Source organism: Brevibacterium sp. MGP-B1 (assembly GCF_057766545.1).
The window spans coordinates 1,704,296-1,730,818 of the sequence record NZ_CM173407.1; the positions used below are offsets into that span (position 1 = coordinate 1,704,296).

General features: G+C 58.8%; 23 protein-coding genes. 6 read left to right on the top strand and 17 right to left on the bottom strand.

Translation table 11 applies throughout. The features are described from left to right. Positions 1-143: 143 nt before the first annotated feature. Genes AC3CD9_RS07790 through argC form a run of 6 tightly spaced genes read right to left on the bottom strand, consistent with a single transcriptional unit; the run spans position 144 to position 6,116 of the window. Positions 144-674, bottom strand: coding sequence for an arginine repressor (locus AC3CD9_RS07790; RefSeq protein WP_488367099.1), 531 nt, complete (start codon positions 672-674; stop codon positions 144-146). After that, entirely contained in the window at positions 671-1,594 is a 924-nt protein-coding gene (gene argF, locus AC3CD9_RS07795; RefSeq protein ID WP_488367100.1) for an ornithine carbamoyltransferase, read from the bottom strand. Before argF ends, AC3CD9_RS07790 begins: the two co-directional genes overlap by 4 nt. Positions 1,595-1,632: 38 nt before the next feature. Next, the gene (locus tag AC3CD9_RS07800) at positions 1,633-2,859 is read right to left on the bottom strand and encodes an acetylornithine transaminase (protein WP_488367102.1); all 1,227 of its coding nucleotides are present in this window, start codon (positions 2,857-2,859) and stop codon (positions 1,633-1,635) included. Further along, positions 2,852-3,817 (bottom strand): acetylglutamate kinase, encoded by a 966-nt coding sequence (gene argB / locus AC3CD9_RS07805; protein ID WP_488367104.1) that lies wholly within the window; start codon positions 3,815-3,817, stop codon positions 2,852-2,854. Before argB ends, AC3CD9_RS07800 begins: the two co-directional genes overlap by 8 nt. A gap of 14 nt (positions 3,818-3,831) precedes the next feature. Then, a complete protein-coding gene (gene argJ / locus AC3CD9_RS07810) occupies positions 3,832-5,010 on the bottom strand; it encodes a bifunctional glutamate N-acetyltransferase/amino-acid acetyltransferase ArgJ (RefSeq protein WP_488367105.1) in 1,179 nt (392 codons plus the stop codon). Then, the gene (gene argC, locus AC3CD9_RS07815; RefSeq protein WP_488367106.1) at positions 5,007-6,116 is read right to left on the bottom strand and encodes an N-acetyl-gamma-glutamyl-phosphate reductase; all 1,110 of its coding nucleotides are present in this window, start codon (positions 6,114-6,116) and stop codon (positions 5,007-5,009) included. The genes argJ and argC overlap by 4 nt, the downstream gene beginning before the upstream one ends. Before the next feature lie 44 nt (positions 6,117-6,160). On the opposite strand from argC, the gene AC3CD9_RS07820 reads away from it, so the two are divergent. The 5 genes from AC3CD9_RS07820 (at position 6,161) to drt3b (ending at position 13,258) form a co-directional block, all read left to right on the top strand. After that, positions 6,161-7,135, top strand: a complete 975-nt coding sequence (locus tag AC3CD9_RS07820; protein WP_488367107.1) for a quinone oxidoreductase family protein — start codon at positions 6,161-6,163, stop codon at positions 7,133-7,135. A gap of 175 nt (positions 7,136-7,310) precedes the next feature. Continuing rightward, complete coding sequence (locus AC3CD9_RS07825) at positions 7,311-7,628, top strand: nucleotide pyrophosphohydrolase (RefSeq protein WP_410711329.1); 318 nt, start codon at positions 7,311-7,313, stop codon at positions 7,626-7,628. After that, positions 7,615-9,333 (top strand): DNA/RNA helicase domain-containing protein, encoded by a 1,719-nt coding sequence (locus AC3CD9_RS07830; RefSeq protein ID WP_488367109.1) that lies wholly within the window; start codon positions 7,615-7,617, stop codon positions 9,331-9,333. The genes AC3CD9_RS07825 and AC3CD9_RS07830 overlap by 14 nt, the downstream gene beginning before the upstream one ends. A gap of 500 nt (positions 9,334-9,833) precedes the next feature. Then, positions 9,834-11,213, top strand: a complete 1,380-nt coding sequence (gene drt3a / locus AC3CD9_RS07835) for an antiviral reverse transcriptase Drt3a (protein ID WP_488367111.1) — start codon at positions 9,834-9,836, stop codon at positions 11,211-11,213. Next, a complete protein-coding gene (drt3b, locus tag AC3CD9_RS07840; protein ID WP_488367112.1) occupies positions 11,210-13,258 on the top strand; it encodes an antiviral reverse transcriptase Drt3b in 2,049 nt (682 codons plus the stop codon). Before drt3a ends, drt3b begins: the two co-directional genes overlap by 4 nt. Before the next feature lie 552 nt (positions 13,259-13,810). On the opposite strand, the gene AC3CD9_RS07845 is transcribed toward drt3b, so the two are convergent. The 4 genes from AC3CD9_RS07845 to AC3CD9_RS07860 are packed head-to-tail and all read right to left on the bottom strand — an operon-like array spanning position 13,811 to position 17,897. Next, complete coding sequence (locus AC3CD9_RS07845; RefSeq protein ID WP_488367113.1) at positions 13,811-15,115, bottom strand: MFS transporter; 1,305 nt, start codon at positions 15,113-15,115, stop codon at positions 13,811-13,813. A gap of 10 nt (positions 15,116-15,125) precedes the next feature. Beyond that, positions 15,126-16,274: a galactonate dehydratase gene (gene dgoD, locus AC3CD9_RS07850; protein WP_488367114.1), complete on the bottom strand. Its 1,149-nt coding sequence runs from the start codon at positions 16,272-16,274 to the stop codon at positions 15,126-15,128. A gap of 35 nt (positions 16,275-16,309) precedes the next feature. Next, positions 16,310-16,924: a 2-dehydro-3-deoxy-6-phosphogalactonate aldolase gene (locus tag AC3CD9_RS07855; protein WP_488367115.1), complete on the bottom strand. Its 615-nt coding sequence runs from the start codon at positions 16,922-16,924 to the stop codon at positions 16,310-16,312. Then, complete coding sequence (locus AC3CD9_RS07860) at positions 16,917-17,897, bottom strand: 2-dehydro-3-deoxygalactonokinase (RefSeq protein ID WP_488367116.1); 981 nt, start codon at positions 17,895-17,897, stop codon at positions 16,917-16,919. Before AC3CD9_RS07860 ends, AC3CD9_RS07855 begins: the two co-directional genes overlap by 8 nt. 76 nt (positions 17,898-17,973) lie before the next feature. On the opposite strand from AC3CD9_RS07860, the gene AC3CD9_RS07865 reads away from it, so the two are divergent. Beyond that, a complete protein-coding gene (locus AC3CD9_RS07865; RefSeq protein WP_488367117.1) occupies positions 17,974-18,750 on the top strand; it encodes an IclR family transcriptional regulator in 777 nt (258 codons plus the stop codon). Positions 18,751-18,814: 64 nt separating this feature from the next. On the opposite strand, the gene AC3CD9_RS07870 is transcribed toward AC3CD9_RS07865, so the two are convergent. The 7 genes from AC3CD9_RS07870 to AC3CD9_RS07900 form a co-directional block, all read right to left on the bottom strand. Further along, the gene (locus AC3CD9_RS07870) at positions 18,815-19,486 is read right to left on the bottom strand and encodes a GntR family transcriptional regulator (RefSeq protein WP_410711320.1); all 672 of its coding nucleotides are present in this window, start codon (positions 19,484-19,486) and stop codon (positions 18,815-18,817) included. 72 nt (positions 19,487-19,558) lie between these two features. Continuing rightward, a complete protein-coding gene (locus AC3CD9_RS07875; protein ID WP_488367118.1) occupies positions 19,559-21,256 on the bottom strand; it encodes an ABC transporter ATP-binding protein in 1,698 nt (565 codons plus the stop codon). After that, positions 21,249-22,046 carry a carbon-nitrogen hydrolase family protein gene (locus AC3CD9_RS07880; RefSeq protein WP_488367119.1) on the bottom strand — a complete coding sequence of 266 codons (798 nt, stop codon included), beginning with the start codon at positions 22,044-22,046 and terminating at the stop codon, positions 21,249-21,251. Before AC3CD9_RS07880 ends, AC3CD9_RS07875 begins: the two co-directional genes overlap by 8 nt. Positions 22,047-22,058: 12 nt before the next feature. Beyond that, the gene (locus AC3CD9_RS07885; RefSeq protein WP_488367120.1) at positions 22,059-22,865 is read right to left on the bottom strand and encodes a creatininase family protein; all 807 of its coding nucleotides are present in this window, start codon (positions 22,863-22,865) and stop codon (positions 22,059-22,061) included. 42 nt (positions 22,866-22,907) lie between these two features. Next, positions 22,908-23,789, bottom strand: coding sequence for an ABC transporter permease (locus AC3CD9_RS07890; RefSeq protein ID WP_410711316.1), 882 nt, complete (start codon positions 23,787-23,789; stop codon positions 22,908-22,910). 1 nt (position 23,790) lies between these two features. Then, positions 23,791-24,735 (bottom strand): ABC transporter permease, encoded by a 945-nt coding sequence (locus AC3CD9_RS07895; protein ID WP_410711315.1) that lies wholly within the window; start codon positions 24,733-24,735, stop codon positions 23,791-23,793. Further along, positions 24,732-26,330, bottom strand: a complete 1,599-nt coding sequence (locus AC3CD9_RS07900; RefSeq protein WP_488367121.1) for an ABC transporter substrate-binding protein — start codon at positions 26,328-26,330, stop codon at positions 24,732-24,734. The genes AC3CD9_RS07895 and AC3CD9_RS07900 overlap by 4 nt, the downstream gene beginning before the upstream one ends. Positions 26,331-26,523: the final 193 nt, after the last annotated feature.

Here is a 26,523-nt window from a genome sequence, read left to right on the forward strand (position 1 = left end):
ACCAGCACGGATGCGCCGGCCCGTTCATTGAAATGATGAAACTCAGTTGTCATTGTTCCAGTTTTCCCTCGCCGAGGTGGCCGTCCGTCCCGTGGATTCCCACCAAGGCGGCCCGCCCGGTTACTGGCCGCACCGACAGAAGCTCAGCCCTCGGCCAACCCGCCTGCCGCGTATTCGAGGAAGGCCTCGGCCACGGCCGCGCCCCCGACTGCGGCGTCGGCGATGACGAGCACCGTGTCGTCGCCGGCCAGGGTGCCGAAGATGCCGACCATCGACGACCGGTCAATCGCCGACGCCAAGTACTGCGCGGCTCCCGGCGGGGTGCGCAGCACGACCGTGTTGTCCTGGGACACCGCGGAAACGAGCAGCTCCTCAAGGATCCGCGGCAGCTTCGCATCGAGGCTCTCCCCCGTCGACTGCTGCAGGGACCGGTCCCCGCCCTCACCGGGAACGGCGTACACGGATCCTGCGGTGGACCGGATCTTCACGGCCCCCACCTCAGCGAGGTCGCGCGACAGAGTCGCCTGGGTGACGGTGATGCCCTGCGTCGCGAGCGCCTCGGCGAGTTCGATCTGGGACCGCACGGACTGGCGGGTGATGAGATCGATGATCTTCTGCTGCCGGGCGGTCTTCGTCAGCGGTGCGCTGTTCGCCCCGGAATTCGCCTCGGTCATCGTCGCTCCAGGAGGAAGGTCATGAGCGCCTTCTGCGCGTGGAGGCGGTTCTCGGCCTCGTCGAAGACCACCGAGGCGGGGCCGTCGATCACCTCAGCCGTGACCTCTTTGCCGCGGTAGGCGGGCAGGCAGTGGAGGAAGATCGGGTCGTTGCCGAGGTTCATGAGTTCCTGGCTGACCTGGTATTTCACGAAGGGTGAGGCGTGGTCGTCGCGGCCGGCTGAGTCCTGGCCCATGGACACCCAGGTGTCGGTGACGAGGACGTCGGCGCCGGTGGCTGCGGCGACCGGGTCGTCGGTGACGGTGAGCGATCCCCCGGTCTGAGCGGCGAGTGCCTCGGCCTCGGCGGCGATCTCCGGGGCCGGCTGATAATCGGCCGGTGCGGCGATGCGCACGTGCATGCCGGCGTTGGCCCCACCGAGGGCGTAGGAGTTCGCCATATTGTTGGCCCCGTCGCCGAAGTACGTCATCGTCTGACCCTTTACGTCGCCGCGGTGTTCGCGGATGGTGAGCAGGTCGGCCAGGATCTGGCAGGGGTGGAAGTCATCGGACAGGGAGTTGATGACGGGCACGGAGGAGTGCTCGGCCATCTCTTCGAGACCGACCTGGGTGTAGGTGCGCCAGATGATCGCCGAGACCATCCGCGACATCACCTGCGCGGTGTCGGCGATCGATTCCTTGTGTCCGAGTTGCGCCTCACCGGGGTTGATGATGAGCGGCTGCCCGCCGAGTGCGGCGATGCCGGCGGCGAATGAGACCCGGGTCCGCGTCGAGGTCTTGTCGAAGATGACCGCGGCGGTCTGCGGGCCGGCAAGCGGGGTCCGCGAATAGGGGGCGGCCTTGAGCTCGACGGCGAGGTCGAGGACCTCAGCCTGTTCGGCCGGGGTGAGGTCGGTGTCCTTGAGGAAATGGCGTGTCATGGTGGGTCCTTTGGAAAGTCTGTTCTCAGGGGGTGCCGTCAGCCGTGCAGCAGGCCGGGCAGCGCCTCGAGGAAGGGGGCGAGCTCGGTTCGGGTGATGGTCAGCGGCGGGGCCAAGCGCAGGCGGCCGGGGGCAACGGGGTTGATGATGAACCCGGCGTCGCGTGCTCGGTCGGCAATCGCCTTCTCATCGAGGCCTTCGGTGAGCTCGAGGCCGAGGAGCAGACCCATTCCGGTCACGGCGGTGATTCCGTCGATGGCGGTGAGCTGTTCGGTCAGCCAGGACCCGGTGGCCCGTGTGTGCTCGAGCAGGTTCTCGTTCTCGATGGTCTCGAGCACGGCCAGTCCGGCCGCGCAGGCGATGGGGTTGCCGCCGAAGGTCGTGCCGTGCTGACCGGCTTCGAGCAGCTTCGTGTTCGCATCCCCGACGGTGATCGTCGCGCCGATCGGCATGCCTCCGCCCAGACCCTTCGCCGAGGTGATGATGTCGGGGACGACGCCCTCGCCGATCTCTGGGTCCTGGTGGGCGAACCAGGTGCCGGTGCGGGCCACTCCGGACTGCACTTCGTCGAGGACGAGCAGTGCTCCGGCGTCTCGGGTGAGTTCCCTGGCGGCCCGAAGGTAGCCGGCGGGGTGCTGCCGCACGCCCACCTCGCCCTGGATGGGTTCGATGAAGACAGCCGCGGTGGTGTCGTTGACGGCCGCGGCGAGTGCGTCGACGTCGCCGTAGGGCACGTGGACGACTCCGGGCACGCCGGGGGCGAAGGGTTCCCGGTATGCGGCCTTCGCGGTCAGTGCGAGGGCGCCCATGGTGCGGCCGTGGAAGGCACCTTCGACGGCGATGATGATCGGCCGGCCTCCTCCCCCGGCACGGCGGGCCATCTTGAAGGCCGCCTCGTTGGCCTCGGTGCCGGAGTTCGAGAAGAACACGGCGGATCCGGTCGGCAGGTCGAGGACCTCGTGGAGTTTCGTGGCGAGGTTGATCTGGGGCGGCGAGGTGAAGAAATTCGAAATGTGGCCGAGAGTTGACGCCTGCTCGGTGATGGCCTTGACCCAGGCCGGGTGGCAGTGGCCGAGCGCGTTGACGGCGATGCCGGCGAGTAGGTCGAGGTACTTCTTGCCCGAGGCGTCCCACACGTACGAACCCTCACCACGGACGAGGTCGAGCTGGGGTGAGCCGAAGACCGGAGAGAGGACGCGGGAGAAGTCATCGCGCCAGGTCTGTGCCTGATCCGTTGTGGCTTGCTGGTGCGTTGCTTCACTCATTGTCGTCCTCCTGTGTTCCTTGGTGTCCGTCGCCCAGCGGTGCGGGTGCGACGACGGTGTCTTCGACCATGGTGCCGATGCCCTCGGAGGTGAACACCTCGAGCAGCAGGGAGTGCGCCATCCGGCCGTCGATGATGTGGGCCTGCTGCACCCCGTGCTCGATGGCCTCAAGCGCGGCGGTCATCTTCGGGATCATCCCCGAGTCGAGGCTCGGCAGGAGTTCGCGCAGCTTGTCCGGGCCGATGCGGGAGATGAGCGAGGACGTGTCCGGCCAGTTTGCGTAGAGGCCGGGCACATCGGTGAGCATGATGAGTTTGTCCGCCTTCAGTGCTTTCGCCACCGCCGAGGCGGCCAGGTCCGCATTGATGTTGAGCGGCTTTCCCGCTTCTCCCCCGATCTCGGAGGCGATCGAGCAGATGACGGGAACGCGGCCGGCGTCGAGGAGTTCGGTGAGTACGGTGGTGTTGACCTGGGCGATCTCGCCCACCCGGCCGAGATCAACGGTCTGCCCGTCCACCTCGGCTGTGGTCTTGTGCGCGAGCATGAGGTCTGCGTCTTCACCGGACAGGCCGATCGCGGCGTTGCCGTTCTGGTTGATCCGGGAGACGATGTCGCGGTTGACCTGGCCGGAGAGGACCATGCGGATGACCTCGGCGGCCTCCTCGGTGGTCACGCGCTGCCCGGCCTTGAACTCGGATTCGATGCCCAAGCGCTTCAGCATGGCGGAGATCTGGGGGCCGCCGCCGTGGACGACGACGGGGCGGATGCCGGCGAAGCGGAGGAAGGCGATGTCATCGGCGAAGGACTGCTGCAGCTCCGGAGAGACCATGGCGTTGCCGCCGTATTTGATGACGATCGTGGCACCGGAGAAGGTCTTGATCCAGGGCAGCGCCTCGGTGAGTGCTTCGGCCTTGACCTGGGCGGCGGCGAGCCGGGTGGCCGTGGATTTCGTGGACATGTCTACGGGGCTGTTCATGAGGAGTAGGCGCTGTTCTCTTCGACGTAGTCGTGGGTGAGGTCCGAGGTCCACACGGTGGCGATGTCGTCTCCGGCGTGGAGGTCGATTGACACATCAACTGTGCGCTCGAACGTCACGTTCGCGGGGTCTTCGTCGGGACCGGAGGCCGTGCACACCTGGACGCCGTTGATGATCACGTCGATGAGGGTGGGATCGAAATCCGCCGAGGTGGTTCCCACCTGGGCAACGACGCGACCCCAGTTGGGGTCCTCCCCGAAGATCGCAGCCTTGAACAGGGCCGATCGGGCGACGGAGCGGGAGACTTCGACGGCGTCTTTTTCGCTGGCGGCGCCGCGGGTGGTGATGGCGATGTCGTGGTGAGCGCCTTCGGCGTCGACGTGGAGTTGGTGCATGAGGTCGAGGCAGAGTTCGCGCAGCAGGCTGGTGAATTCTTCCGCGTCGACGGCGGCGTCGTGGGCGCCGGAGGACATGAGGATGACGGTGTCGTTCGTCGACATGCACCCGTCGGTGTCGAGGCGGTCGAAGGACAGGCTCGTCGAGGCACGCAACGCCTGGTCGAGCACGGTCTGGTCGAGTTTCGCGTCGGTCGTGATGACGACGAGCATCGTGGCCAAACCGGGAGCGAGCATGCCCGCACCTTTGGCCATGCCGCCGATGGTGAACCCGGTGGAACCGGTGCGGCTGGCGGTCTTCGCGACGGTGTCGGTGGTCATGATCGCTTCGGCAGCCGAATGTCCTGCTTCAACACTCGTGTCGGCAGCGGCGACGAGTGGGGCGAGGTTGCCCACGATGGAGTCGCGGAATTCCTGGCCGCCGACGCCGATGAGCCCGGTCGAGCAGACGAGGATGTCCTCGGGCTTTGTGTCGGTGCCGGCATCGGTGAGGAGTTCAGCGGTGGTCTGCGCGGTCAGGGTGGTCGTCTCGTACCCGAAGTCGCCGGTGTAGCAGTTCGCTCCCCCGGAGTTGAGGACGACGGCACGTGCCTGACCATCGGCCGAGGCCTTCTGGGACCACAGGACAGGGTTCGCCTTGCACCGATTGGAGGTGTAGACGGCGGCGACGGCGGTGTCGGGGCCGTTGTTGACCACGAGTGAGAGGTCTTTGGTGCCGGAGGGTTTGAGTCCGGCGGTGAGTCCGGCGGCGGTGAAGCCGAGTGGGGCGGTGACGCTCATGGGGCGACTCCTTCGAAGGGAAGGGCGGTGGTCTCGTCGAGACCGAGGGCCAGGTGGATGGATTGGATGGCTTGTCCGGCCGTGCCGCGGACGAGGTTGTCGAGTGCCACGACGACGAGGATCTTTTCGGCTCGTTCGTCGACGGTGAACTGGATCTGTGCGACGTTCGATCCGGTGGTGGCCGCGGTCTGCGGCCATTGGCCGTCGGGCAGGATGCGGACGAAGGGTTCGTCGGCATAGGCCTGAGCGAACGCCGTTGCCAGTTGGTCCTTGAGCGCAGCGGCGTCGAGGAGCCCTTCGGCGTTGCGCGGTGCGGCTTCGCCGGCGTCGGCGGTGATGGTCGCGAGAATTCCGCGGGCCATTGGCACGAGTGTCGGGGTGAAGGAGATCCGGGTGGGGCCGTCGCCAGCGTCGGCACCGAGGACTCCGTTGAGGTTCTGTTCGATCTCTGGCACATGGCGGTGGGTGCCGCCGGTGCCGTAAGGCGAAGCATTGCCGAGGATCTCGGCGGCGGTGAGATGCGGCTTGAGTGCCTTGCCCGCCCCGGAGACTCCATTGGCGAGCACGGCGTTGAGTCCGGTCGGTGCCGCAAGTCCGGCTTGAATGAGCGGTGCGAGGCCGAGGGTCACGGCGGTGACGTTGCAGCCGGGCACCGCGATGCGCTTCGTCGACTTGAGCGCCTCGCGCTGTTTGGTGCCGTCGGCGGTCAGCAGCTCGGGCAGGCCGTACGTCCAGGTGCCCTGGTGTGCGGAGCCGTAGAACTTCTCCCATGCGGCTGCGCTGATGAGGCGGTGGTCTGCGGCGAGGTCGACGATGAGGGTGTCCGGGCTCGTCTGTTCGAGCTCGGCGGCGATCTGTCCGGACTGACCATGCGGGAGCGCGAGGATGACGACATCATGGCCGGCGAGCACCTCGGCGGTGGACTCCTGGACCACGAGGTCAGAGAATCGGGGAAGATGGGGTTGATGTCGGCCGAGCTTCTCACCCGCGGTGGAATGTCCGCACACCGTGGTGACGTTCAAGTGGGGGTGAGTGCTCAGCAGCCGGAGGACCTCTCCCCCGGCGTATCCGGTGGCACCGGAGACGGCAACCGTAAGATCGTTCATATGTATAACCATACCAGGCAATTAATTTATATGCAGGAGGCGTCATGACCCAGGCAGTTCGTGCGATGCAGGCTGGTGGACCGGAGGTCCTGGAGTTCGGTGAGATCGAGACTCCGAAGCCGGGCCCCGGTGAGGTGCTCGTCAACATCGAGGCTGCGGGCGTGAATTTCATCGACACGTACCGTCGTTCGGGTGTGTATCCGATGGAGTACCCGCATGTCGTCGGCGTTGAGGGAACCGGATATATCGCCGAGGTGGGCGAAGGCATTGAGAGCTGGCAAGTCGGCGACCGTGTTGCCTGGCACGAGGGTCCGGGTTCGTATGCGACGCAGGTCGTCGTGAAGGCTGATTTCCTGCTGCGCGTGCCCGAGGGCGTATCCGCCGAGGTGGCTGCGGCAATGCCGCTGCAGGGCCTGACAGCGCAGTATCTGGCGACGAGCTCGCATGAGATCAAGCCGGGTCAGACGGCGCTCGTTCACGCTGGCGCCGGTGGAGTCGGCCTGCTGCTGACGCAGATCATCAAGCACTTGGGTGGCAATGTCATCTCGACGGTGAGCACCGAGGAGAAGGCAGAGCTGTCGCGGAAGGCCGGCGCGGATGAGGTCTTCCTCTACGGTGAGGGCGTCGACATTACGGCGAAGGTCAAGGAGCTCACTGATGGCGAAGGCGTTGATGTCGCTTATGACGGTGTCGGCAAGGACACCTTCGATGCGTCGCTGGCGTCGATCAAGCCATTGGGATCGATGGTGCTCTTCGGCGGGGCGTCAGGTCAGGTGCCGCCGTTCGACATTCAGCGTTTGAATTCTTCGGGCGGAATCTTCCTGTCCCGCCCATCGCTGGCATGGTTCGTCCGCAGCTCGGAGGAGCTGGCGAAGCGTTCGGCGATGCTCTTCAACGGCATCGAGCACGGCTGGCTCAACTTCCGCGTCGGCGCGACGTTCGGGTTGGCGGAAGCTGCTGATGCGCATCGTGCGCTCGAGGGCCGTAAAACTACCGGCAAGGTTGTCCTGACCGCCTGACTCAGCCACATGAGGTTGGGCCCGGAGTTGCTGAAAATGAACAGGAACTCCGGGCCCCATTTGTCGGAATAACGGCGTATGACTGAACACACACCAATCCCGCTTGGTTGATACATGAGATCCAATTTGCGTTTGGCTTCGCCCACTTGTCGCACGTCGCTGATACCTTGAAGTCATGTACGAAGATTCTGTTCGCGACACAATCCGTCAGTTCATGGCAGAACGCGATTGGCAGCAGTTCCACTCCCCCGAGAATCTCGCGAAGAGCGTTTCCATCGAAGCGGGAGAACTACTCGAATGTTTCCAATGGGGAGATGCCGACCTCGAGTCCGCAAAGGACGAGTTGGCTGATGTGCTGACCTATTGCATGTTGCTCGCGGACAAGCTGGACCTGGATCCCGACACCATCATTTTGGACAAGCTGGCCAAGACTCGCGAGAAGTATCCGGTGGAAAAGGCTCGAGGCACGAGCGTGAAATATGACCAGCTTTAAAGTCGAACGCTTCCCCTTCGACGCCGACAAGGTCAAAGCGTGGGGATCCGTCGACCCTCGTCACAGTAATTGGCCCGTCGTGTATGTCATGAACAATACAGAAGAGGTCTATGTCGGCGAGTCCCTCAACGTAGAGGGCCGGATGAAGCAGCACCTCGAGTCTGACTCTAAGCGGAACCTTAAATCGGTCAGAGTTGTTCTCGACGACACGTTTAATAAGTCTGCCTGTTTAGATCTAGAGTCGTTTCTCATTCGAATGTTCCACGGCGACGCGAGTCGACAAGTCCTCAACCTCAACGCCGGAATCACCGATGCCGACTACTACGACCGGGACAACTACAACAAGACGTTCCGACAGATCTTCGAAGAGTTGCGAACTCAAGAAGAACTCTTCAAACGCACCATTCCGCAGATCGTCAACAGCGACCTCTTCAAGCTTTCGCCATTTAAAGCGCTGAATCATGACCAGGCTGCCGCGGTGAATGACATACTCGAAGGCTTCTTCGATGACCTCGAAAGCGGCGTCGACAATACTGTAGTGGTCGAGGGCAACCCCGGTACGGGCAAAACGGTGGTGGCCATCTATCTGCTCAAACTGCTCGAGGACATCCGGCGGCATGATTCGGAGGAGCCTCTCGACATAGATTCCATCTTCAGCGACTACTTCACCCCTGGACATGCAGAGTTGCTCGAATCTCTGCGATTCGCCATCGTCGTCCCTCAACAGTCGTTGCGCGACTCGATCGCTAAGGTGTTCAAACAGACGCCCGGTTTGAGTAAAGGCATGGTGTTAACGCCGTTCCAAGTCGGCGAGAGCTCAGACCGATTCGATCTCCTTGTTGTAGACGAGGCACACAGGCTCAACCAGCGAGCGAATCAGGCCTCGGGACCACTCAACAAGAAGTTCATTGAGATCAACGAGAAACTGTTCGGCTGGGACGATCCGCAGAAGACGCAGCTAGATTGGATTCAGAAGCAGAGCCACCACTCGATCCTCATGCTCGATGTCGGTCAAACCGTTCGACCTGCTGATCTGCCAGCGACCATGACTCGGGAGCTCGCCTCCCGAGCCAGAGCAGCCAGCCGCTTCTACCGCCTACAAACGCAGATGCGGATCTCTGCCGACAAAGACTATGTCAGATACATCCGTGACATACTCAGCGACACCCCACCGGCATCACGCGAAGACTTCGGAGACTACGACCTGCGGATGTTCACCGATCTAGGCGAAATGCGACGGGAACTTCAGAAACGCGAAGCGGAGCACGGGCTGTCACGTCTGGTAGCTGGCTATGCATGGCCGTGGAAGAGCAAGAATGACAAAACCGCGTACGACATCGAACTTGATGGCCAACATATGCGCTGGAACACAACCACTACTGATTGGATCAACTCTCCAAAATCGGTGAACGAGGTCGGTTCGATCCACACCGTTCAGGGGTACGACCTCAATTATGTCGGGGTCATAATCGGCAACGACCTCCGATACGATCCCGTCGCAGGCAAACTCTTCTTCGACCGCTCTAACTATCACGACAAGAAGGGACGCGAGAACAACCCCAAGCTCGGAATCAAATACACTGACGAAGATCTACTCGAGTACGTGAAGAATATTTATAGCGTGTTACTCACGCGAGGAATTCGGGGCACATATCTGTACGTCTGCGACAACGCTCTACGAGACCGACTCCAAGAATTGTTTTGAGGGCACCGATCAACTCAACTGAGTGTCCGAGTCCCGCAACCTATAGGATCTGAGACACGTTGGTTACGAAACACTTTCGCTTCTGGCTCTTCAATGCTCAAGAGCTTAGGAATAGTTGTCTAGCCCGCTCCGGCTGTGCTTACGCGGCAGTGAAAGTAAAACTCCATCTGATGCTTGCCGCGGAAGGACGACTCGGGCAGTGCCGGGCATTCCGGTTCGCCGATGAGGTTCTAACGAGCTACAAGCGTCAAGGACTCGTGGCATGACAAGGCGATGGACGGCTTGTGACCGATGAGAGTCGTGAAACACTCAACTAGTGCGCAATATACAGTTGAGCAAATCGACTATGTTTGGTGACGACTCTCTTCGATGTATTGACACAACATACAACTGCTACATGGAGCTGTAGGAGAAGTGCCACCGGAAAATTCGGAAATTGCGAAAGTACAATTAGTGGAGCGTGCTCTCTCGCATGCTTTAGAGGGAGGCTGTGCAGTCCAATGGCGATTACACCTTATTCAGTTCGGAGTTTCAAGGCCCTTGCGGAACGAGAGTCACGCCGTGGTGAGAACCTAACACGTTCCGTACCGGCAGTAAAAGACGCTGTTGTTGCCCTTCGGCTCAGACGAGACCAATACAAAAATGAGGTGACCTCCCTCAGCCTGGACAGCCCCGCCAGGCTTCTTGCCCGCGACCGATTCCATTCGGATCGCAAAAAGTTGCGCCAATACCGCGACGAAGCTCTTGAAGACGCGCTACATGAAGCGTTAATCCAGTTCGAACAGGCCTTATGGGACGGCAGTTTCACCTTTGGCCTCACTCAAGCAGTAAAGCTCGGAGATCGGCAGACCTATCGAATCAGAGACACGTTGGAAGTTGCCTTCCCTGCAAAGCAAGCAGCTGCCGTCATTCGAGGTCTCCGTGCCGCCGAGATGCAGAGCCGCAATGGAATAGTGCGTTCGCTCAAGGAGGCCCTTGGAAAGAAGTACTCGCATGCCATCTATCGGATTGACATCACGTCGTTTTTCGGATCAATTCCGCACGATAAGCTAATAGCACGACTTGGCTCTTTGAAGCGACTCGACACAGTGAGCTTGGCTCTTGTATCTCAGCTACTCGATGAATTTGCAAAAATCAACGGCACACGTACGGGAATTCCACAAGGTGTAGGCATGAGTTCCCATCTCGCTGATTTCTATCTTCATGAGTTTGACCGCGTCATGAAGGCCATCCCCGGCGTGCTGTTCTACGCACGATACGTCGACGACATGGTCCTCGTCTTAACGGATGAGGCAGCGCTGGATATTGTAAAGGCCGAAATCGAGATGCAATTTCGCAAACTCTCCTTGACACAGAATCTTGCGAAGACTGTTGCAATCGTTACTGACGAGAACGGCGACTATCCGGCGGGTAGCGCGTTGCAGTATCTGGGATACAGGTTCACCCGAACCCGTGGGAAGCTGACGACTGGCCTTACTGAACGCCGCCATCAGCGCAGAATGAAGCGCTTGGAATTGACCTTTCAGTCGTGGCTGAGTTCCTCGCCCGACGCAGCACGTCCCAATCACGGCCACGATGGCCTGTTGATGGATCGGTTGCGCTATCTGGCTGGCAATACCAAACTGTTGAACTCGAAAGATAATGTGGCAATTGGACTCTTCTTCTCGAACAGCGCCTTGGACACTGATGCGACGGAGTTAACAGAACTTGACGCCGCGCTGGAGAAATTCAGGAGGGATCATTCGAACAAGATGTCTGAGCATCTGAGAAAGAAAATTAAAGCCATTTCGTTTCAGGAGATGTTCACTCAGAAACCTTTCTATAGATTCAGTCAGCGAAAAGCACAACGAGTTATTCAGATTTGGAAAGGGTTCTTATGAAGCATGAAACAGTAAGGCGCGATCCACTTAGGGCTCTAACCTCAGAAATGCTACCCTATGAAGTGCCACTCCCTTTCAACACGTCTATGTTGTATGCATTTTTACGCAAGATCAAATTCGCCTGGCTCGACGAGCATAAGTTCAGAGTTTCCAAGAACCGATTCGGGAAGGCCGAAAAGTACTGGCTTGAGCTCGTGTTCGACGGCATGTCATTCGGAGGAGGAGCATGCCAGGGTGACTATATTTTCTTCGACTTAAAATCACAAAAGGGAGCCGCGTATGACCTACGTCATCCATACAAATATCGTGCCAAGCGAAATAACGGAAAGAACCGCAATTTAGCTTTGCCCCACCCGCAGTCGATGCTTGCGATGGCGTATTTCATTAGCAAGTACCGCGACTCAATCCTTTATTACACAAATAGAAGTAGCTTCTCGATTCGTTACCCGCAGAGAGTCGCTCGCCTCTATACCAAGAGAGACTCTGAGTTCGCTCATCGTAGGGACAATGAGGCATACGGATTTGAACAATACGACCTGGAATACGAGCATGTCACCTCGTTCTTCTCGTACCGACGCTACAACAACATTAACCGTTTTTACTCATCTCCTGAGTTTCGGGCGTGTGAACGAAAATATCCAAGACTGGTGCGAGCTGACGTGTCTAAATGCTTCGACAGCATCTATACACATACTGTTTCGTGGGTCACGAATGGCGTTCGGGCGAGCAAAGAATTCCACAGCGAGGGCAGAGTCGATGCAACTTTTGGCGCCAAGTTTGACCGATACATGCAGTATTTGAATTACGCGGAAACCAGTGGGATCATCATTGGTCCGGAGTTCTCGCGTATTTTTGCAGAGATCATCCTGCAGGAAGTTGACGTACGGGTCGAGCGGCTGCTGCTGGCTAAAGAAGGCATGAGGACTGGCCGTGATTACGAGATAATGCGTTACGTTGACGACTATTTCATTTTCCTCTCGGATGCTAAGAATAGCCAGCGAGTCGAGGAACTGCTGGCGAGCCAGTTGAGCGAGTTTCGGTTGCACCTCAATGATCACAAACAGCGCGAATTTGACACTCCTCTCCACTCGCATGTCTCCGTCGCAAAACTCAGAATTCGAGAGAGCCTCGAGCGTCGCACAGATTGCACCATCAATCTTGAAGCCGAAAATCCGAATGCAAATCTTTATTTCTCGAGCAGTAAGGCGATTCTCGACTATAAAGCCACGTTGATTAACACAGAGCTCGAGCCCGGAGACATTGCTAACTCGTACTTATACGAGGTTGGAAGGAGAGTGTCTGCGACAACCAAGAAGTATCGGAAGTACATGGACTTAGTCCGCGCAGAAGGCGACGCGAAGAAGCTCGCTTCCGCTCAAACTGCGTTGGTCAGCTACCTCGTTTCAAACCTGGACACAGCTATGTTTATATACGCGGGAGCGCAGTCAGTCTCTCATAGCATTAAGGTCACTCGACTCATAGTCGGTGCCTTGAAGGAATTGGAAGACAATCACCTCGGTCCCCTTCAGATTCAATCATTTAAGGACAAGGCGTTGCGGGAAATAGAGGCCCAGTTGACTGCTGTCCGAGATGAAGCTGAGTTTGGTGTGCATACCCTACTGCTTGCTGACTGTTTGATCTACCTGAACCCGAACGTCGCCGAAAGCCAACTCTTAGAGATTCTGAGCCGAAGGGGCGTTGAACCTGATGAGCTAGACGCGTTCGGAGTACTCACATTCTTGCGGAGGTATGGCGAGAGGACTGAACGTAGCCCACTCAAGACAAGCTTGCTTAAACGAGCAAGAGCACTTGTTGATCTAGGAGCATCAGACCGTAAGTTCAATGCAGCCAGGGTCATTCTGCGAATGAGCCTGGCTGCAATGCCAGGGCTGTCTGAGACGGAAGTGAAGGAAGCCACTGGTCTTTCGGGGGGAAAGGTGAAGGCTCTGATGAAGAGCAAACTGCAGCCATCGCTGTTCGCTTGGAACGCTAGCGATGACTACCATCAGCGCCTGCAACTCAAAATTGCCCAAATGGTATACTAGGCGATGCAGCCACGACGCAATAGTCTTTAAGACTCACACACTGGCGCAGGGAGCCGGGCGTCTCGAAGCTCCAAGTGTCGACCAGGCTTTTGCCTGGTCGATGCGCGTATTGTAGGAGTTTCTCGCTTAGTGGCTTGGTTAGCTGGCAAGATGCCTTCGTGTGATCTTACGGTTTCGCCTTAACTCACTTTGTGATGGCGTTGAAGCCCGACTTCTCTGCCCACAGTTATTTCCACCTTGCGATCTCGTGATCGGTTGGAATGGGTACACTCGGACCCTCCCCGGGTGCCTCGTATCTGTAGGCATATGAGTCGTCTCGTCTGCGAAATGAGAGCCTCAGCCCGTCCTGTTGAGGATTCTGCTCGTCGGCGGATAAGTTGATTCTCGATCTTTTGTCTCGTGACCGAGCAAGCAGACTAGGTGCACATTACTAGTCATGAGACGCCCGTATCGCCCCTTTATAAAGTAGGATAGTTGGCCTCGTTGGGCGTCCTCGAAACTGCTCCAAAAGCGTCTTGAAGCTGTGTCCCTCCACGTAGACATGAGCTGGTCCTATTCCGACACCCGCTTTACCGTGCCGACGAGGAACACGTACGACAGCACGCCGACGATCGTGACTGCAGCCATGTAGACGAACGCAGGAGCGAAGTCGATGTCGGTGACGAGGAAGCCGATGACGATCGGTGTCGCGATTGACGAGAGGTTGCCGATGAAGTTGAACATTCCTCCGGTCAGGCCCAGCAGTCGTTCTGGTGCCAACGCAGACACCAGTGACCAAGTGATCGACGCGAAACCGTTGCCGAAGAACGCAATCGACATGAACACGATGACCCAAGCTGACGAATCCGTGTAGTTCGCACCGAGCATGAACACGGTCATTGCCATCCCGATGATGATCGGCAACTTCCGTGCCATACCCAGAGACAGGCCCTTCTTAACCATGAGGTCCGAAACCGTTCCGGAAAGAAGCACCCCAACTAGGGCGGCGATAAATGGCAACGAGGCCATGAAGCCCGACTCGATGTAGTCCATTCCTCGGTAGTCGACGAGGTAGGTCGGGAACCAAGTAAGGAAGAACCACAAGGTCGAGGTCAGACAGAACTGGCCGAGGTAGATGCCCCACAGTTTCCGACGAGTCAGTACGACCTTGACGTCGGACCATTTGAGCTTCGGCTTTGCCTCCTTCTTCACCCCGCTCGCGACATCGACGAGTCCCCCGCCTGAGGCGATGAGGTCGATCTCGGCCTGATTGACGCCGGCCTTGTCACGCGGCTCCCGGTAGACGAACCACCAGATCGCGGCCCAGATGATGCCGACGACACCGGTGAGGATGAACACCCAGTGCCAGGTGAGCACCGTCTGCAGCCAGGAGAGCACCGGAGTGAGCAGCGCTAAGCCAATGAACTGACCGGACGTATAGAAGGCGATGACTCGACCACGCTCACGCTCCGGGAACCAGGCGGTCGCGACCTTGTTGTTGATCGGGTACGCGGGTGCTTCAAAGCCGCCGACCATGAGCCGCAGAATGATGAGTGCGACGAAGCCTCCAGACATTCCCATGAATAGAGTTGCGAGCGACCACAGCACGAGGCACGACGCATAGAGCACTCGCGGTCGGACTCGATCGACGAGCCATCCACCAGGCAGCTGCATCGCAGCGTAGGTCCAACCGAACGCCGAGAGCAGCAGCCCCTGCTGCCCCGTGGTGAGATCGAATTCCTGAGACAGCGCCGGCATCGCGATGGACAGGTTCGCCCGGTCCATGTAGTTGATGACGACGGTGATGAAAAGGAGAACCGCGATGATGTAGCGGATTCGGGTCGGCTTGGTGACCGCTAGATTGTCGAGCTTCGTCATTATTCTCTCCTCACCATTCCGCGAAGGAGCCGTCGGCGTGTCGCCAGATCGGGTTGCGCCACCGGTGGCCCTCAGCCGAGCGTTCGATGACGTATTCCTCGTTGACCTCGATGCCCAGGCCAGGTCCGGTCGGGATCGTGATCATGCCGTCGTCGTAGTCGAAGACCGAGGCATCGGTGACGTAGTCGAGCAGATCGTTGCTCGTGTTGTAGTGGATGCCCAGGCTCTGCTCCTGAATGAAGGCGTTGTAGCTGCCAGCGTCGACCTGTAGGCAGGCGGCAAGCGCAATTGGGCCCAGCGGGCAGTGCAGCGCGAGAGCCACATCGTAGGCTTCGGCCATCATCGCGATCTTCCGCGTCTCGGTGATGCCACCGGCGTGGGAAACATCGGGCTGGATGATGTCCACGGCACCGGAGGCGATGACTTCGCGGAAGTCCCACCGGGAGAACAGTCGCTCCCCCAGTGCGATCGGCGTCGGCGTGTTCGCCATGACGTCTCGCAGCGAACCGAAGTGTTCGGACAGCACGGGTTCTTCGATGAAGAGGAGTCGATACGGCTCGAGTTCCTTGATGAGGACCTTCGCCATTGGTTTGTGCACGCGTCCGTGGAAGTCGATGCCGATGCCGAAGTGAGCACCCGTGGTTTCGCGAACCGCCTGGACGTTCTCGAGGACCTGATCGACCTTGGTGTAGGAGTCGATGAACTGCAGCTCCTCGGTCGCGTTCATCTTCACGGCAGTGAAGCCGCGGTTCTTCGTCTCCAGCGCAGCCGCCGCCGTATCGCCGGGACGGTCACCGCCGATCCATGAATACGTGCGGATCCGGTCGCGGACCTTTCCGCCGAGCAGCTGATGAACCGGCTCGCCAAGCGCCTTGCCCTTGATGTCCCACAGCGCCTGATCGATGCCGGAGATCGCGCTCATGAGAATCGGCCCGCCACGGTAGAAGCCACCGCGGTACATGATCGTCCACAGGTCCTCGATGTTCGCAGGATCCTTGCCGATGAGCAGGTCGGAGAGCTCGTCGACGGCGGCGGCCACGGTGGCGGCCTTGCCCTCGATGATCGGCTCTCCCCAACCGACGATCCCCTCATCGGTTTCGATCTTGAGGAACAGCCACCTCGGCGGCACGGTAAACGTCGTCATCGACGTGATCTTCATTGTTCTTACCTTTCGTTCGGTGATCGTCGTTGATGTCAGAAGGATTGAGCCCACGCCGAGGCGATCGCTTGGGCCCGGGTGCGGACGTCGTCGGAGCGGTCGCCTCGGCGATAAAGGGAGGAGCCGAGTCCCAGGCCGGCTGCGCCAGCCATTCGCCACTCGGCTGCATTGTCGGCGCCGACTCCCCCGACGGGGAAGAGTTCGGTGCCGCTGGGAAGAACTTCGCGCCAAGCTTTCATTCCGCCGATACCCACCGCCGAGGATGGGAAGAGCTTCACCTTGGTGGCGCCGGCTTTGACTGCGGCGAACGCTTCGGTCGGGGTCGCTGCACCTGGGTATGGGGTGAGCCCAAGCTCGAGTGCGGTCGTGATGACGTCGCGGTCGGTGTCGGGGGCGACGATGATGCGGGCACCGGCCTGTTCGCACTCGTGGACCTGGTCGGCGGTGAGCACCGTGCCGGCTCCGATCTCCACTGTGTCTCCGAACTGCTCGACCAGCGCTGTAATCGAGGCGAGTGGGTCGGGCGAGTTGAGTGGCACCTCGATGGCGGAGAAACCTGCGTCGACGATGCCTTCGGCGATGTCGAGGACTTCGTCGGAGCGGACCCCGCGGAGGATGCCGATGAGGCCGGCGGGAACTGAGTCAGGCATGGGAGTTCTCCTTAATCGGCACGAGGCCGGAGTGTTCAGCGATGCGGAAGAGTCCGGTGGCTGCCGCGCGTGGATCCGCGACGACAGTTTCCCGGCCCAGTCGGTTGAGTGCGCGTGAGTAGCGGTGGGTGAGGTTTGTCGATCCGCAGATGATGATGGGCTCCGCGGATTCCGTGTTCGGTGTCAGCTGGCTGGCGACCTCCGAGCCGATGAGCATTCCTGACAGGTAGTCGTTGACCTCATCGGCGAGCAGGCGCCCGTCGAGGGCCCAGGTGCGGGCGGAGAAGAGCGACGAAGTGAGGGCGGCGGGGTCATCAGCACCGATCTGATTTCCCCAGTCAAAGGCCTCGAGGTGAAAGTCCTCGGTGGGTTCAGCCAATCGAGCGAGGATCGATGAGGAGCTCAGCAGGCCGAAGATTTCGCCGCTCATCGAGGTGGAGAAGTCAGTGACACGGGTTCCTTCACAGGCCACCCATTTGGTGTGGGTACCAGGCAGGACAACCGTGCGCTGTTCTGTGAGTTCGGGAGTGAGCAGTCCGAGCAGCTGGGTCTCTTCACCGCGGATGACATCGGGAGCCTCATTCTCGCTCGCGGTCTTCTGCAGGCCGGGGACGATGCGGAGGTCGAAGGTGTCGAGTTCAACTGTCGTGAGGTGCTTGCCGAGATCTCCCAGATCGGTCGGCAGGTCGAGGTAGCCCGCCTCGGCGATTCCTTGGGTTGAACCGATCATGCCGCTGGCCAGGACCGGGAGTTGGCCGAATTCTGCGAGCCAGTCACCGATGGTGGATTGTGCGATGCGGGAGAAGTCGGCGCGCGGGTCGGTGGAATCGGGACCGACGGCCATGATCCCGTCCGGTCCCTTACGTTCGGCGAGGATCTCTCCGCCGTTGCCGATGAGGAACGCTCGTAGTGAGCTTGTCCCCCAGTCGAGGCCGATCATCTGCGGGGCCTCGGGTGGTGCCAGTTTTGCCATAGAAGTCACTATGGAGAGTCGTTCCACCTTGTGCCACCAATGTCCCTATATGTGGGATTAGTGACATACTGGTGGAATGACCGAGAACCTTGCCACACGCTCGAGTGAACCCATCCCCCAGGGCACGCAGACCCTGGCGAGAGGACTGCAGATCATCAGCGCGGTGGCACATGGCTCGACGACTTTGAAAGCCGTAGTCGATACGACGGGTCTCGGCAGGTCGAGTGCGCACCGCATGATTCAGCTGTTGGTGCAGATGGGCTATCTGCGTCATGGGTCGCCTGGGGAATTTCGGCTGGGACCCACTCTCATCGAGTATGGGTTTACCGCTCTCAACCAAGACCCGCTGCCGGTGGTCGCCAGAGAAAGTCTCGAGGCTCTGGCCGAACGGACGCAGGACACCATCCATCTCTCGGTCGAGGATGGAGAGTCGGTGCTCTACCTCCACAAGATTCCGGGCACGCGTGGGGCGGAGATGCGGTCGCGCATCGGCCACCGGATGCCCTTGACCCGGACTGGCGTCGGGAAGGCGTTGTTGCTGGGACAGGAGGATCGGTGGGAGCGGCTGTTCATTGCGGAGAATCCTGAGGCAGATTCAGCGGCGGTGGAGTCGTTCGTCAAACGGATGAACGGCTATACGCGCGATGGAGCCTCGTTCGACCTGGAAGAGAATGAACCAGGCATACGGTGCGTGGCTGCACCAATCCGGGACGGCAGCGGGGAGATCGTCGCCGGCATCTCGCTGTCGGCGACGCGTCCGTTCATGCCGAAGGATCGGATGCAGGCGTTGGTTCCGGTGATGAAGTCTGCGGCGAGGGAAATCTCGGTGAAGCTGGGGTATCGGCAGGGCTAGTTGACAGTTGATCTGAATCCCAGTTGTGGTGCTCGTGCCACACCATTCTCTCGAGCTTGGTCGATCAGCCTTCATCCAGCGAGGCGAGGATACGCTCAGCCGGTCGAAGATGCTCAGAGAGAATCCGTTTGAACTCACCTTCGTCGAAACTGCGCCACGCATCTATCATTGCGACGTGGTGCTCGTCGTACTTCCTTATGAGGTCTGGAAAACGCATCCCGGTCTCGATGCTCACCCGTTGTTGCCTCGATCTGAGAAACTCATAAGTCTCAGACAGAACCGAGTTTCCTGCGGCGCTGACGATTGAATAGTGGAACATCCAATCCGTCTGAGAAGCAGCTACTCGCAGTTCTGGGTCGAGAGGCGACTCATGTTGGGCAGCAGTAGTTCGCAACCGGTCTTCCAACGCGGATAGGGCTTCGTCAGTCACCGAAATCTTGGTCTCGCAAAGTAGTTCAATACTTCGCCCTTCAATCAGTCGGCGCACTTCATAGACCTCGAGAAGTTCTTGGGCCCCGATGCCTCTGACCTGTGCTCCATGGCGAGGGGTAAGAGTGATGTACTTCTCTGCCGCGAGTTGGTTGAAAGCCTCTCGCACCGGAGTCCGAGAGACACCGACAGCTTCGCATACCGTCGATTCCTCGATGTAATCATGACCGTGGTACACACCAGAAACGATGGCATTTCGGACCCAGTCGAATGCAAGCGAACGCGCCAGCGGCCTCTTTGCCTCCACCAGGTTCTCCCTTCATTCCCGTCATCTCGCAGCTAGTCTTGATAGATTCTAAGCCCTAGAATGAACTCGCTGTTATCGCGAGTTCACCTCAGCAAACTCTTGTCTCCTCTTCTTCTGTGCTACCGGGTCCGGTACTGGCGCAGACAGCACAAGTCGACGGGTGTACTCATGCTCGGACCGGTTAAGGACATCCGACGCGCTTCCGAATTCAACCAGACGACCGGCTCTGAGTACCGCGATGCGGTCGGCGAGTTCTTCCACTACGCCAAGGTCATGAGTGATGAACAGACACGAGAACCCGAGTTCATTCTGCAGTTCTTTGAAGAGATCGAGAACCGTCGCCTGTACCGAAACATCGAGTGCTGAAGTCGGCTCGTCCGCAATGAGCAGACGTGGCGAGAGGATGAGAGCCCGGGCGATGCCGATGCGTTGGCGTTGCCCACCCGACAGCTCGTGTGGGTACCGTTCCACCCATGAGCTGGGAACCCGGACTCTTTCAAGCATTTCCTCCACCCGTCGACGAATCTCCACTGAGCTCATTTGCTTGTGCAGCTTCAACGGTTTCGCGACGATTTCTCCAAGAGTCTGTCTCGGGTTCAGCGACGAAGCAGGATCTTGGAAGACCATGCTGAACTCACGTCGTTTTGGCCTGAGCTTCCGTGAAGACAATGAGGTGATATCAGTTCCGCACACCGACACGCTCCCGGAACTTGGCTTCAGCAACCCCATGGCACAACGGCCGAGTGTGGACTTTCCGGAGCCTGATTCACCGACCAATCCGACGACTTCACCTTGCATCACATCGATCGAGACATCCTCGACAGCTTTGAAGTCTTCGGCTCCCGCTCTGCCAGGGTAGGTGATCTCGACCTTGTCGAAACGCAACACACTCGATTCTGGGGACGCTTCTGCGGAGCTGCTTACGTCTGCAGATTGAGATGTTTCCTCATGTTGACCTTTTCCTAAGTGAGGTACTGACCTGAGGAGGTTCTGAGTGTATTCCGCTTTCGGAGCACCAAAGAGGTCCCCCACCAACGCCTCCTCCACAATTCGTCCGTCGCGCATGACAATCACGCGATCCGCAAGGTCGGCGACCACACCCATATCGTGGGTAATGAACAGAACCGATGCGTTCAACCTTGCGCCGAGATCTCGGAGCAGTTCAAGGATTTCGGCCTGCACAGTGACATCGAGCGCGGTAGTCGGCTCGTCCGCGATGAGTAGATCCGGATCGCAACTGACTGCCATAGCAATGACTATTCGTTGCAACTGACCACCAGATAGTTGGTGAGGATAGTGATGGATCCGACGCTCGGGTTCGGGAAGCCGCACCAGATGAAGAAGTTCGAGCGCTCGGCGCTGGGCGTCGTTCTTACTCATTCGACTGTGAGCACGAATGGCCTCAACGATCTGTTCGCCGATCGTGTACACCGGGTCCAGCGCGGTCATCGGTTCCTGAAAGATCATCGCGATCTTCCGGCCACGCAGCTGTCGCAATTGGTCGGAACTGAGTTCGAGAAGGTTCACTCCGTCGAACTCAATTCTCCCGTGCACCCGAGCATTGGGAGGAAGCAGACCCAGAATAGCCATCGAGGACACCGACTTTCCGGAACCGGATTCGCCGACGATCGCGAGTACCTCACCTCGCTTGATCGCGTACGACACGTTGTCGACGGCTGCCGACCCCTTACCTGACATCTCGAAGCTAACTGAGAGATCGTCCACCTTCAGCAGAGGTTCAAGTTCCGACACTTCATTCGCCTCAGGCATCTTGTCTCCGTGGGATCACTTCGAACCTGCGGTTATGAAGACCAGGATTGAGCGAACGAGTGCGGGAGACGAGATCGATATCGATGTCCACCGTCCCGAAGGAGTTCCCTGTACCCAAGTCGGTTAATTGCAGGCCCATCGGGTCAAAGGCGGCGGAACGACCAATGGAACGTTCTCCGGCTTCCCCGCTGCCGACGATGAAGAAGCTGTTCTCGATGGCTCTTGCTCTTAGCAGGGTCAACCAATGCTCTTCTTTGAGAGCACCTTTGACCCATGCCGTGGGAACCGTCACCAGCAGACTTCCCTTATCCGCCAAAACTCGGAAAATCTCAGGAAATCGCAAGTCATAACAGGTTGCCAAACCGATCCGCACACCGTCGACATCAATGGTGACCGGCTCGACAGGGCCGGCGATCACCTTGTCCGACTCCTTGTCGGAAAAGGCATCATAAAGATGGATCTTGTCATAGGTGGCAACGATTTCGCCCCCGGACGCGACGAATAGCGTGTTCTTTACCTTAGTCTCGTCTCCAGGGGTAAACGCACCGGCGACGATTGTCACTCCGGTCTCAGATGAAGCTTTCGCCAGCGCGCTTCCGAAACTTCCGTCTGGATCTTCGACTCGTCCAACCAATGATTCGTGTTTGTCTGGAAGCCGGATCATCGCCGCCTCGGGGCAGACCATGAGCGTCGCTCCTTCGGCCGCTGCGCGGTGAGCATCGGCGACAATATGCGCGGTGTTCTCAGCAATCGTGGGACTGGCTGCAAATTGTGAAATTGCGACCTTCATGTCATATCTCCTTCAGTTCGTCGCCGTATTACGGTCATATTCCCGGACGTACTCGGCACAGAAGCCCATCACTCTGCGAATCCATTCAGCTCCGGTAGCCTTGTCGGCAACGCTGACATCTCCGGTGACTCCGTTCTTACTGACTTCAGAGAAGTCCCAGTAGACAGTGCCCGGTACGGTATAGTCTCCGATCTTCGCGTCGGCATAGCTCAACGGTGTCCAACCCGACTCGCTGTTCAAACCGCCGGATTCCGCCTTCGACATGTCGACCTGCTCGGGGAATATCGCAAGCATCGCAGACAGCTCAGGCTCAGCACCGTGCCCATAGACCGCTGCTGCATCGTCGTAGACGTCTCGCATCAAGCCGTAGCCCAATTGCCATGGGTAGACGTGACCGATGAGTACACCAAGGTCCCTCCGACAATCAACCGCCGCCCCCGAAACTGGGCCGACGTTTCCACCGTTGTTATCGACGAGAACGATTCGTTTGAAACCTGACTGCACAAGCGATTCGATGATGTCTCGGACTACCGCTTTCAGCGTCTCGGCGCTAAGGGAAAGATTTCCCGCGAACCCGCGAAACGTCGGTGAATGGCCGTAATGCAAGGCCGGCGCCACTAAGGTGTCGACTTGACCATCAGTGAGCTCCGCAATCTTGTAGGCGGCCCATTCTGCAACTATGGAGTCTTCGTGCACCGGAAGATGCGGCCCATGCTGTTCGATGGCTCCAATGGGTACGAGTATGACCGGATTACGATCTGCAGCTTCTGCGACCTCGGTCCAGCTCAAGCGGCCCAAGCTCTTGGAGTTGTCAATCATATGAGTTCCTTTCAATTGGTTATCGTGAGTGGGTATTGAAGGTCAGCGAGCGAAAGCGCGCCGAGGATCGAGAACGTCCCTGAGCCCGTCACCAAGAACATTGACTGCGAGGACGATTGCGATGAGCAGCAATGATGGATAGATCAGCATCGTGGGCTGTACTTCGAGGAAGTCTCGGCCGGAAGCAATCATCGTGCCCAAGGAAGCGAGAGGCGGTTGAGCCCCCAATCCAAGGAAGCTCAGTCCCGCTTCGACCTGAATTGCGAAGCTGAGGCTCAAACTCGCTTGGACAATCACGGTTGACATCACGTTCGGCAGGACCGTCCGGGTGATGATGCTTGCAGTCGTCGTGCCGTTGACGCGTTCCGCGTCGACGTACTGCGCGGATCTGATCGCTACGGATTGCGCATAGACGACCCGAGTGAATCGGGGAACATAGAGAACGCCGATGACGATGACAACGTTGATGAGATCCGGACCGAGGATGGCGACAGCTGCGATCGCCAAGATGACGGCCGGAAAGCTGAGAAGAATGTCCGACCCTCTCATAATGATCGTCGACGTCCATCCACCGAGGAATCCTGCCAACAGACCCAGTCCGACCCCCGCCACCAGGGCGATGACGACCGCTCCGACGGCGACAAGCATTGATGTGCGCGTTGCGATAATCAACCGCGCGAGAACGTCTCGTCCGAAGTCGTCAGTGCCGAGCAGGCCGTCCTGAGACAGAGGAATGCCGACCTGCTCCCGATAGGTGATCGGATAGATCAATGGCCCGAGGAGAACGACGAGCACGACGAGGATGAAGAAGACTCCGCTGATGCATGTGCGGGGGTTCTTAATGAGCCGGCGGACGATTCCGCGGGAGACCGGGCCGGTCTTCTCCACAAACTCTGTTGAGGCGAGGGCGAGATTATCGGCCATTTCAGAAGCTCTCCGTTCTCGGATCGAGAAGACGAATGACAATGTCAGCGACCAGGTTGACCACGATGACGAAGACCGATGCGCTGAGTACGACAGCTTGTATGACCGGATAGTCGCGGTCGGTCACCGCCTGCATGAGCATGGAGCTCATCCCTGGCCAACCAAATATGGTTTCGATGAGAACCGTCGACCCGATAAGCGTTGCCAACTCGACGCTGGTGATCGACACGACAGGCACCAGCGCATTTCTCAAGGCGTGATTGGTGATGACTTTTCGTTCGATCACGCCTTTCGCCCTGACTGTGCGTACAAAGTCCGCGCTGAGGGTCTCCAGCATCGCCGATCGAGTCATGCGCATAATCACCGCCGTCGACGTCGCTGCGAGCGCAACGACAGGAAGGATGATGAGCTGGAGGTGACCAACTGGGTCCGCGAAAAAGCCCACATATCTCTGAGGGGGCAGAATCGGCAGCCACACCGAGAACACAAGCAGCAACAACGTACCGGTGACGAATACCGGCAGCGATATGCCGAGAACCGATCCGCCGGTGATGATGTGATCTAGTGCACGGTCATTGCGAATGGCCGCAATCCGGCCGAGAACCACTCCGACAATGATGGAAACAAGAATCGCGAGGACAATGATTTCAAGTGAGTTGCCGAATCGAACGATCAGGTCTGGGGCAACGGGCCGACCGCTGATCAGCGACACTCCTAAGTCACCTGTCAGAAGATTCTTCCAGTAGTTGAGGAACTGAATAGGGAACGCTTCGTCCAGGCCCATGGTCGACCGCATAGCCGCTACTTGATCATCTGTGGCGTTCTCACCGAGCACAGCCCGAGCCGCGTCACCCGGAATCAGTCGAATGAGCAGGAACACGATCGTCGCGACGATCACGAGCTGGATTACGGCGAGTCCGATTCTTCTGACTACGAAATTGGTCATCGCTCTTCCTCCAGCCAAACTCCACGCAAGCTGACCTGGGTCCATGCCCCCTTGGGCGGATGAGAGAAGCCACGCACGTATTTGTGGGAAGCTTCGCCTTGGATCCGACGGAGCGTATACGTCAGAGGCATCTCATCGAGCACTCGTTTCTCGACCTCCATGAAGAGTTCATTGGAGAGGCTCGTGTTCTTGGAACGCCTTGCTTCCGCAAGGAGGTCGTCGGTGCGCTTGTCATTGAAGTCCATGAACTTCGCCCACCGGCTGCCTGAAGCTACAACCTCGCTCAATGCAGCGGGATGCCCGAATTTCAGCGAGGTTCCCCAGGCGAAACTCGGATACTTCTTCGCTTCCACCGTCTCTTGGAAGGAGAGCCATTCTTGGCGAGTCAGCCGAGGGTTGACTACAGATTCTTGGAGAGATGGCAGCATCGCTTCAGCCGGCCTCGAAATGACTGAGTAGCTGCTTGTAGTGATGATGCTCAGATCGAGGTCATCTCGACCAGCCTTTCGAAGGAGGTGTGAAGCACGTTCAGGGTCGTATTCGACCGCGCCTTCGAGCTGTGAGGCATATGGTGCAACTTCGTCAGGAACAAGGCCACCGGTGATCGGTCGACCGTGCCCTAAGAAAGCGGTTTCTAGCGCAGCTTCACGATCAATACTGCATGCGACTGCCTGCCGCACTCGTTTGTCGTCGAACGGTGGCCTTGACGTGACGAACCCGAGAACTCCAAAGCCGAAGACGCTATCCGAATAGACCTCGAGCTGTGAATTGTTCTCTATCACATCGACGTGAGTCGAGGGGATGTAGTCGACCATGTCTACAGTCGCGGTGCGCAGTGCAGTCACTCGCGCGTAGTCGTCTTCCATCGGCGTGAACTCGATAGCGTTGAGATAAGGCAACTCGGGGACGAAGTAGTCGTCGAATCGTTCAATGACGATGCTCACGCCAGGAACCCTCTCGACAAAGGTAAAGGGACCTGTCCCCATCACCTCCAGGAGTGGATCAGCGCCCGATTCGATCCATTGTTTGGAGATCACGTTGGCGCAGGGGTCAGCTAATGCGAACGGGAACGCCCTGTCAGGTTCTTTGAGAGTGAAGACGATCGTGTCCGAGCTCGATGCATCTACACGTTCAACGGAGCGAAACAACGGTGCGGCAGTTGACGAGGTATCAGGATCGATGATCCTACGCATGGAGAAGACCACGTCACTCGCCGTCATCTTCGATCCATCGTGAAATCGGACATCCGTCCGGATCTTCACTCGATATGCGGTGTCCCCTGCCCAGCCATGTTCAAGAGCGAGATCCGGAACGATCTCTCCATCAGGGTCGTATTGGAGCAGTCCGTTATAGAGCATCTGCCGAATCACATCGGAAGCCGCGCCCGAGCTTACGTGCGGCTCGAAGTTCACCGGTTCCGTTGATAGGCCGTAGTGGAGGACTCCGCCTCGATTTGGCTCACCGTTTCCGGTGGAGATGTCGTTCCACGAGTCTGGATAGTTGGCGACTGCGCCGCAACCGGCAAGGGCAAATCCCATACCCGCTGTTCCCGCTGCGGTGAGCACGCTTCTTCTTGTAAGGAATTCTCTGATCATTGAGACTCCGTCGTATGCGTCGTTGCACTGCGAATACGTCGAGTATACATGGCGCATTCTTAGCGAAACAAGACCCCGCCGACATCTCTTGCTCTGGAGGCATCGCCACCAGCCCAGTCAGAGCACATACCCGCAGACCAGACGCTCACCCGCGTTGACTCCGACACCTGGTTTTCCGAAAGTCTGGCTCTGT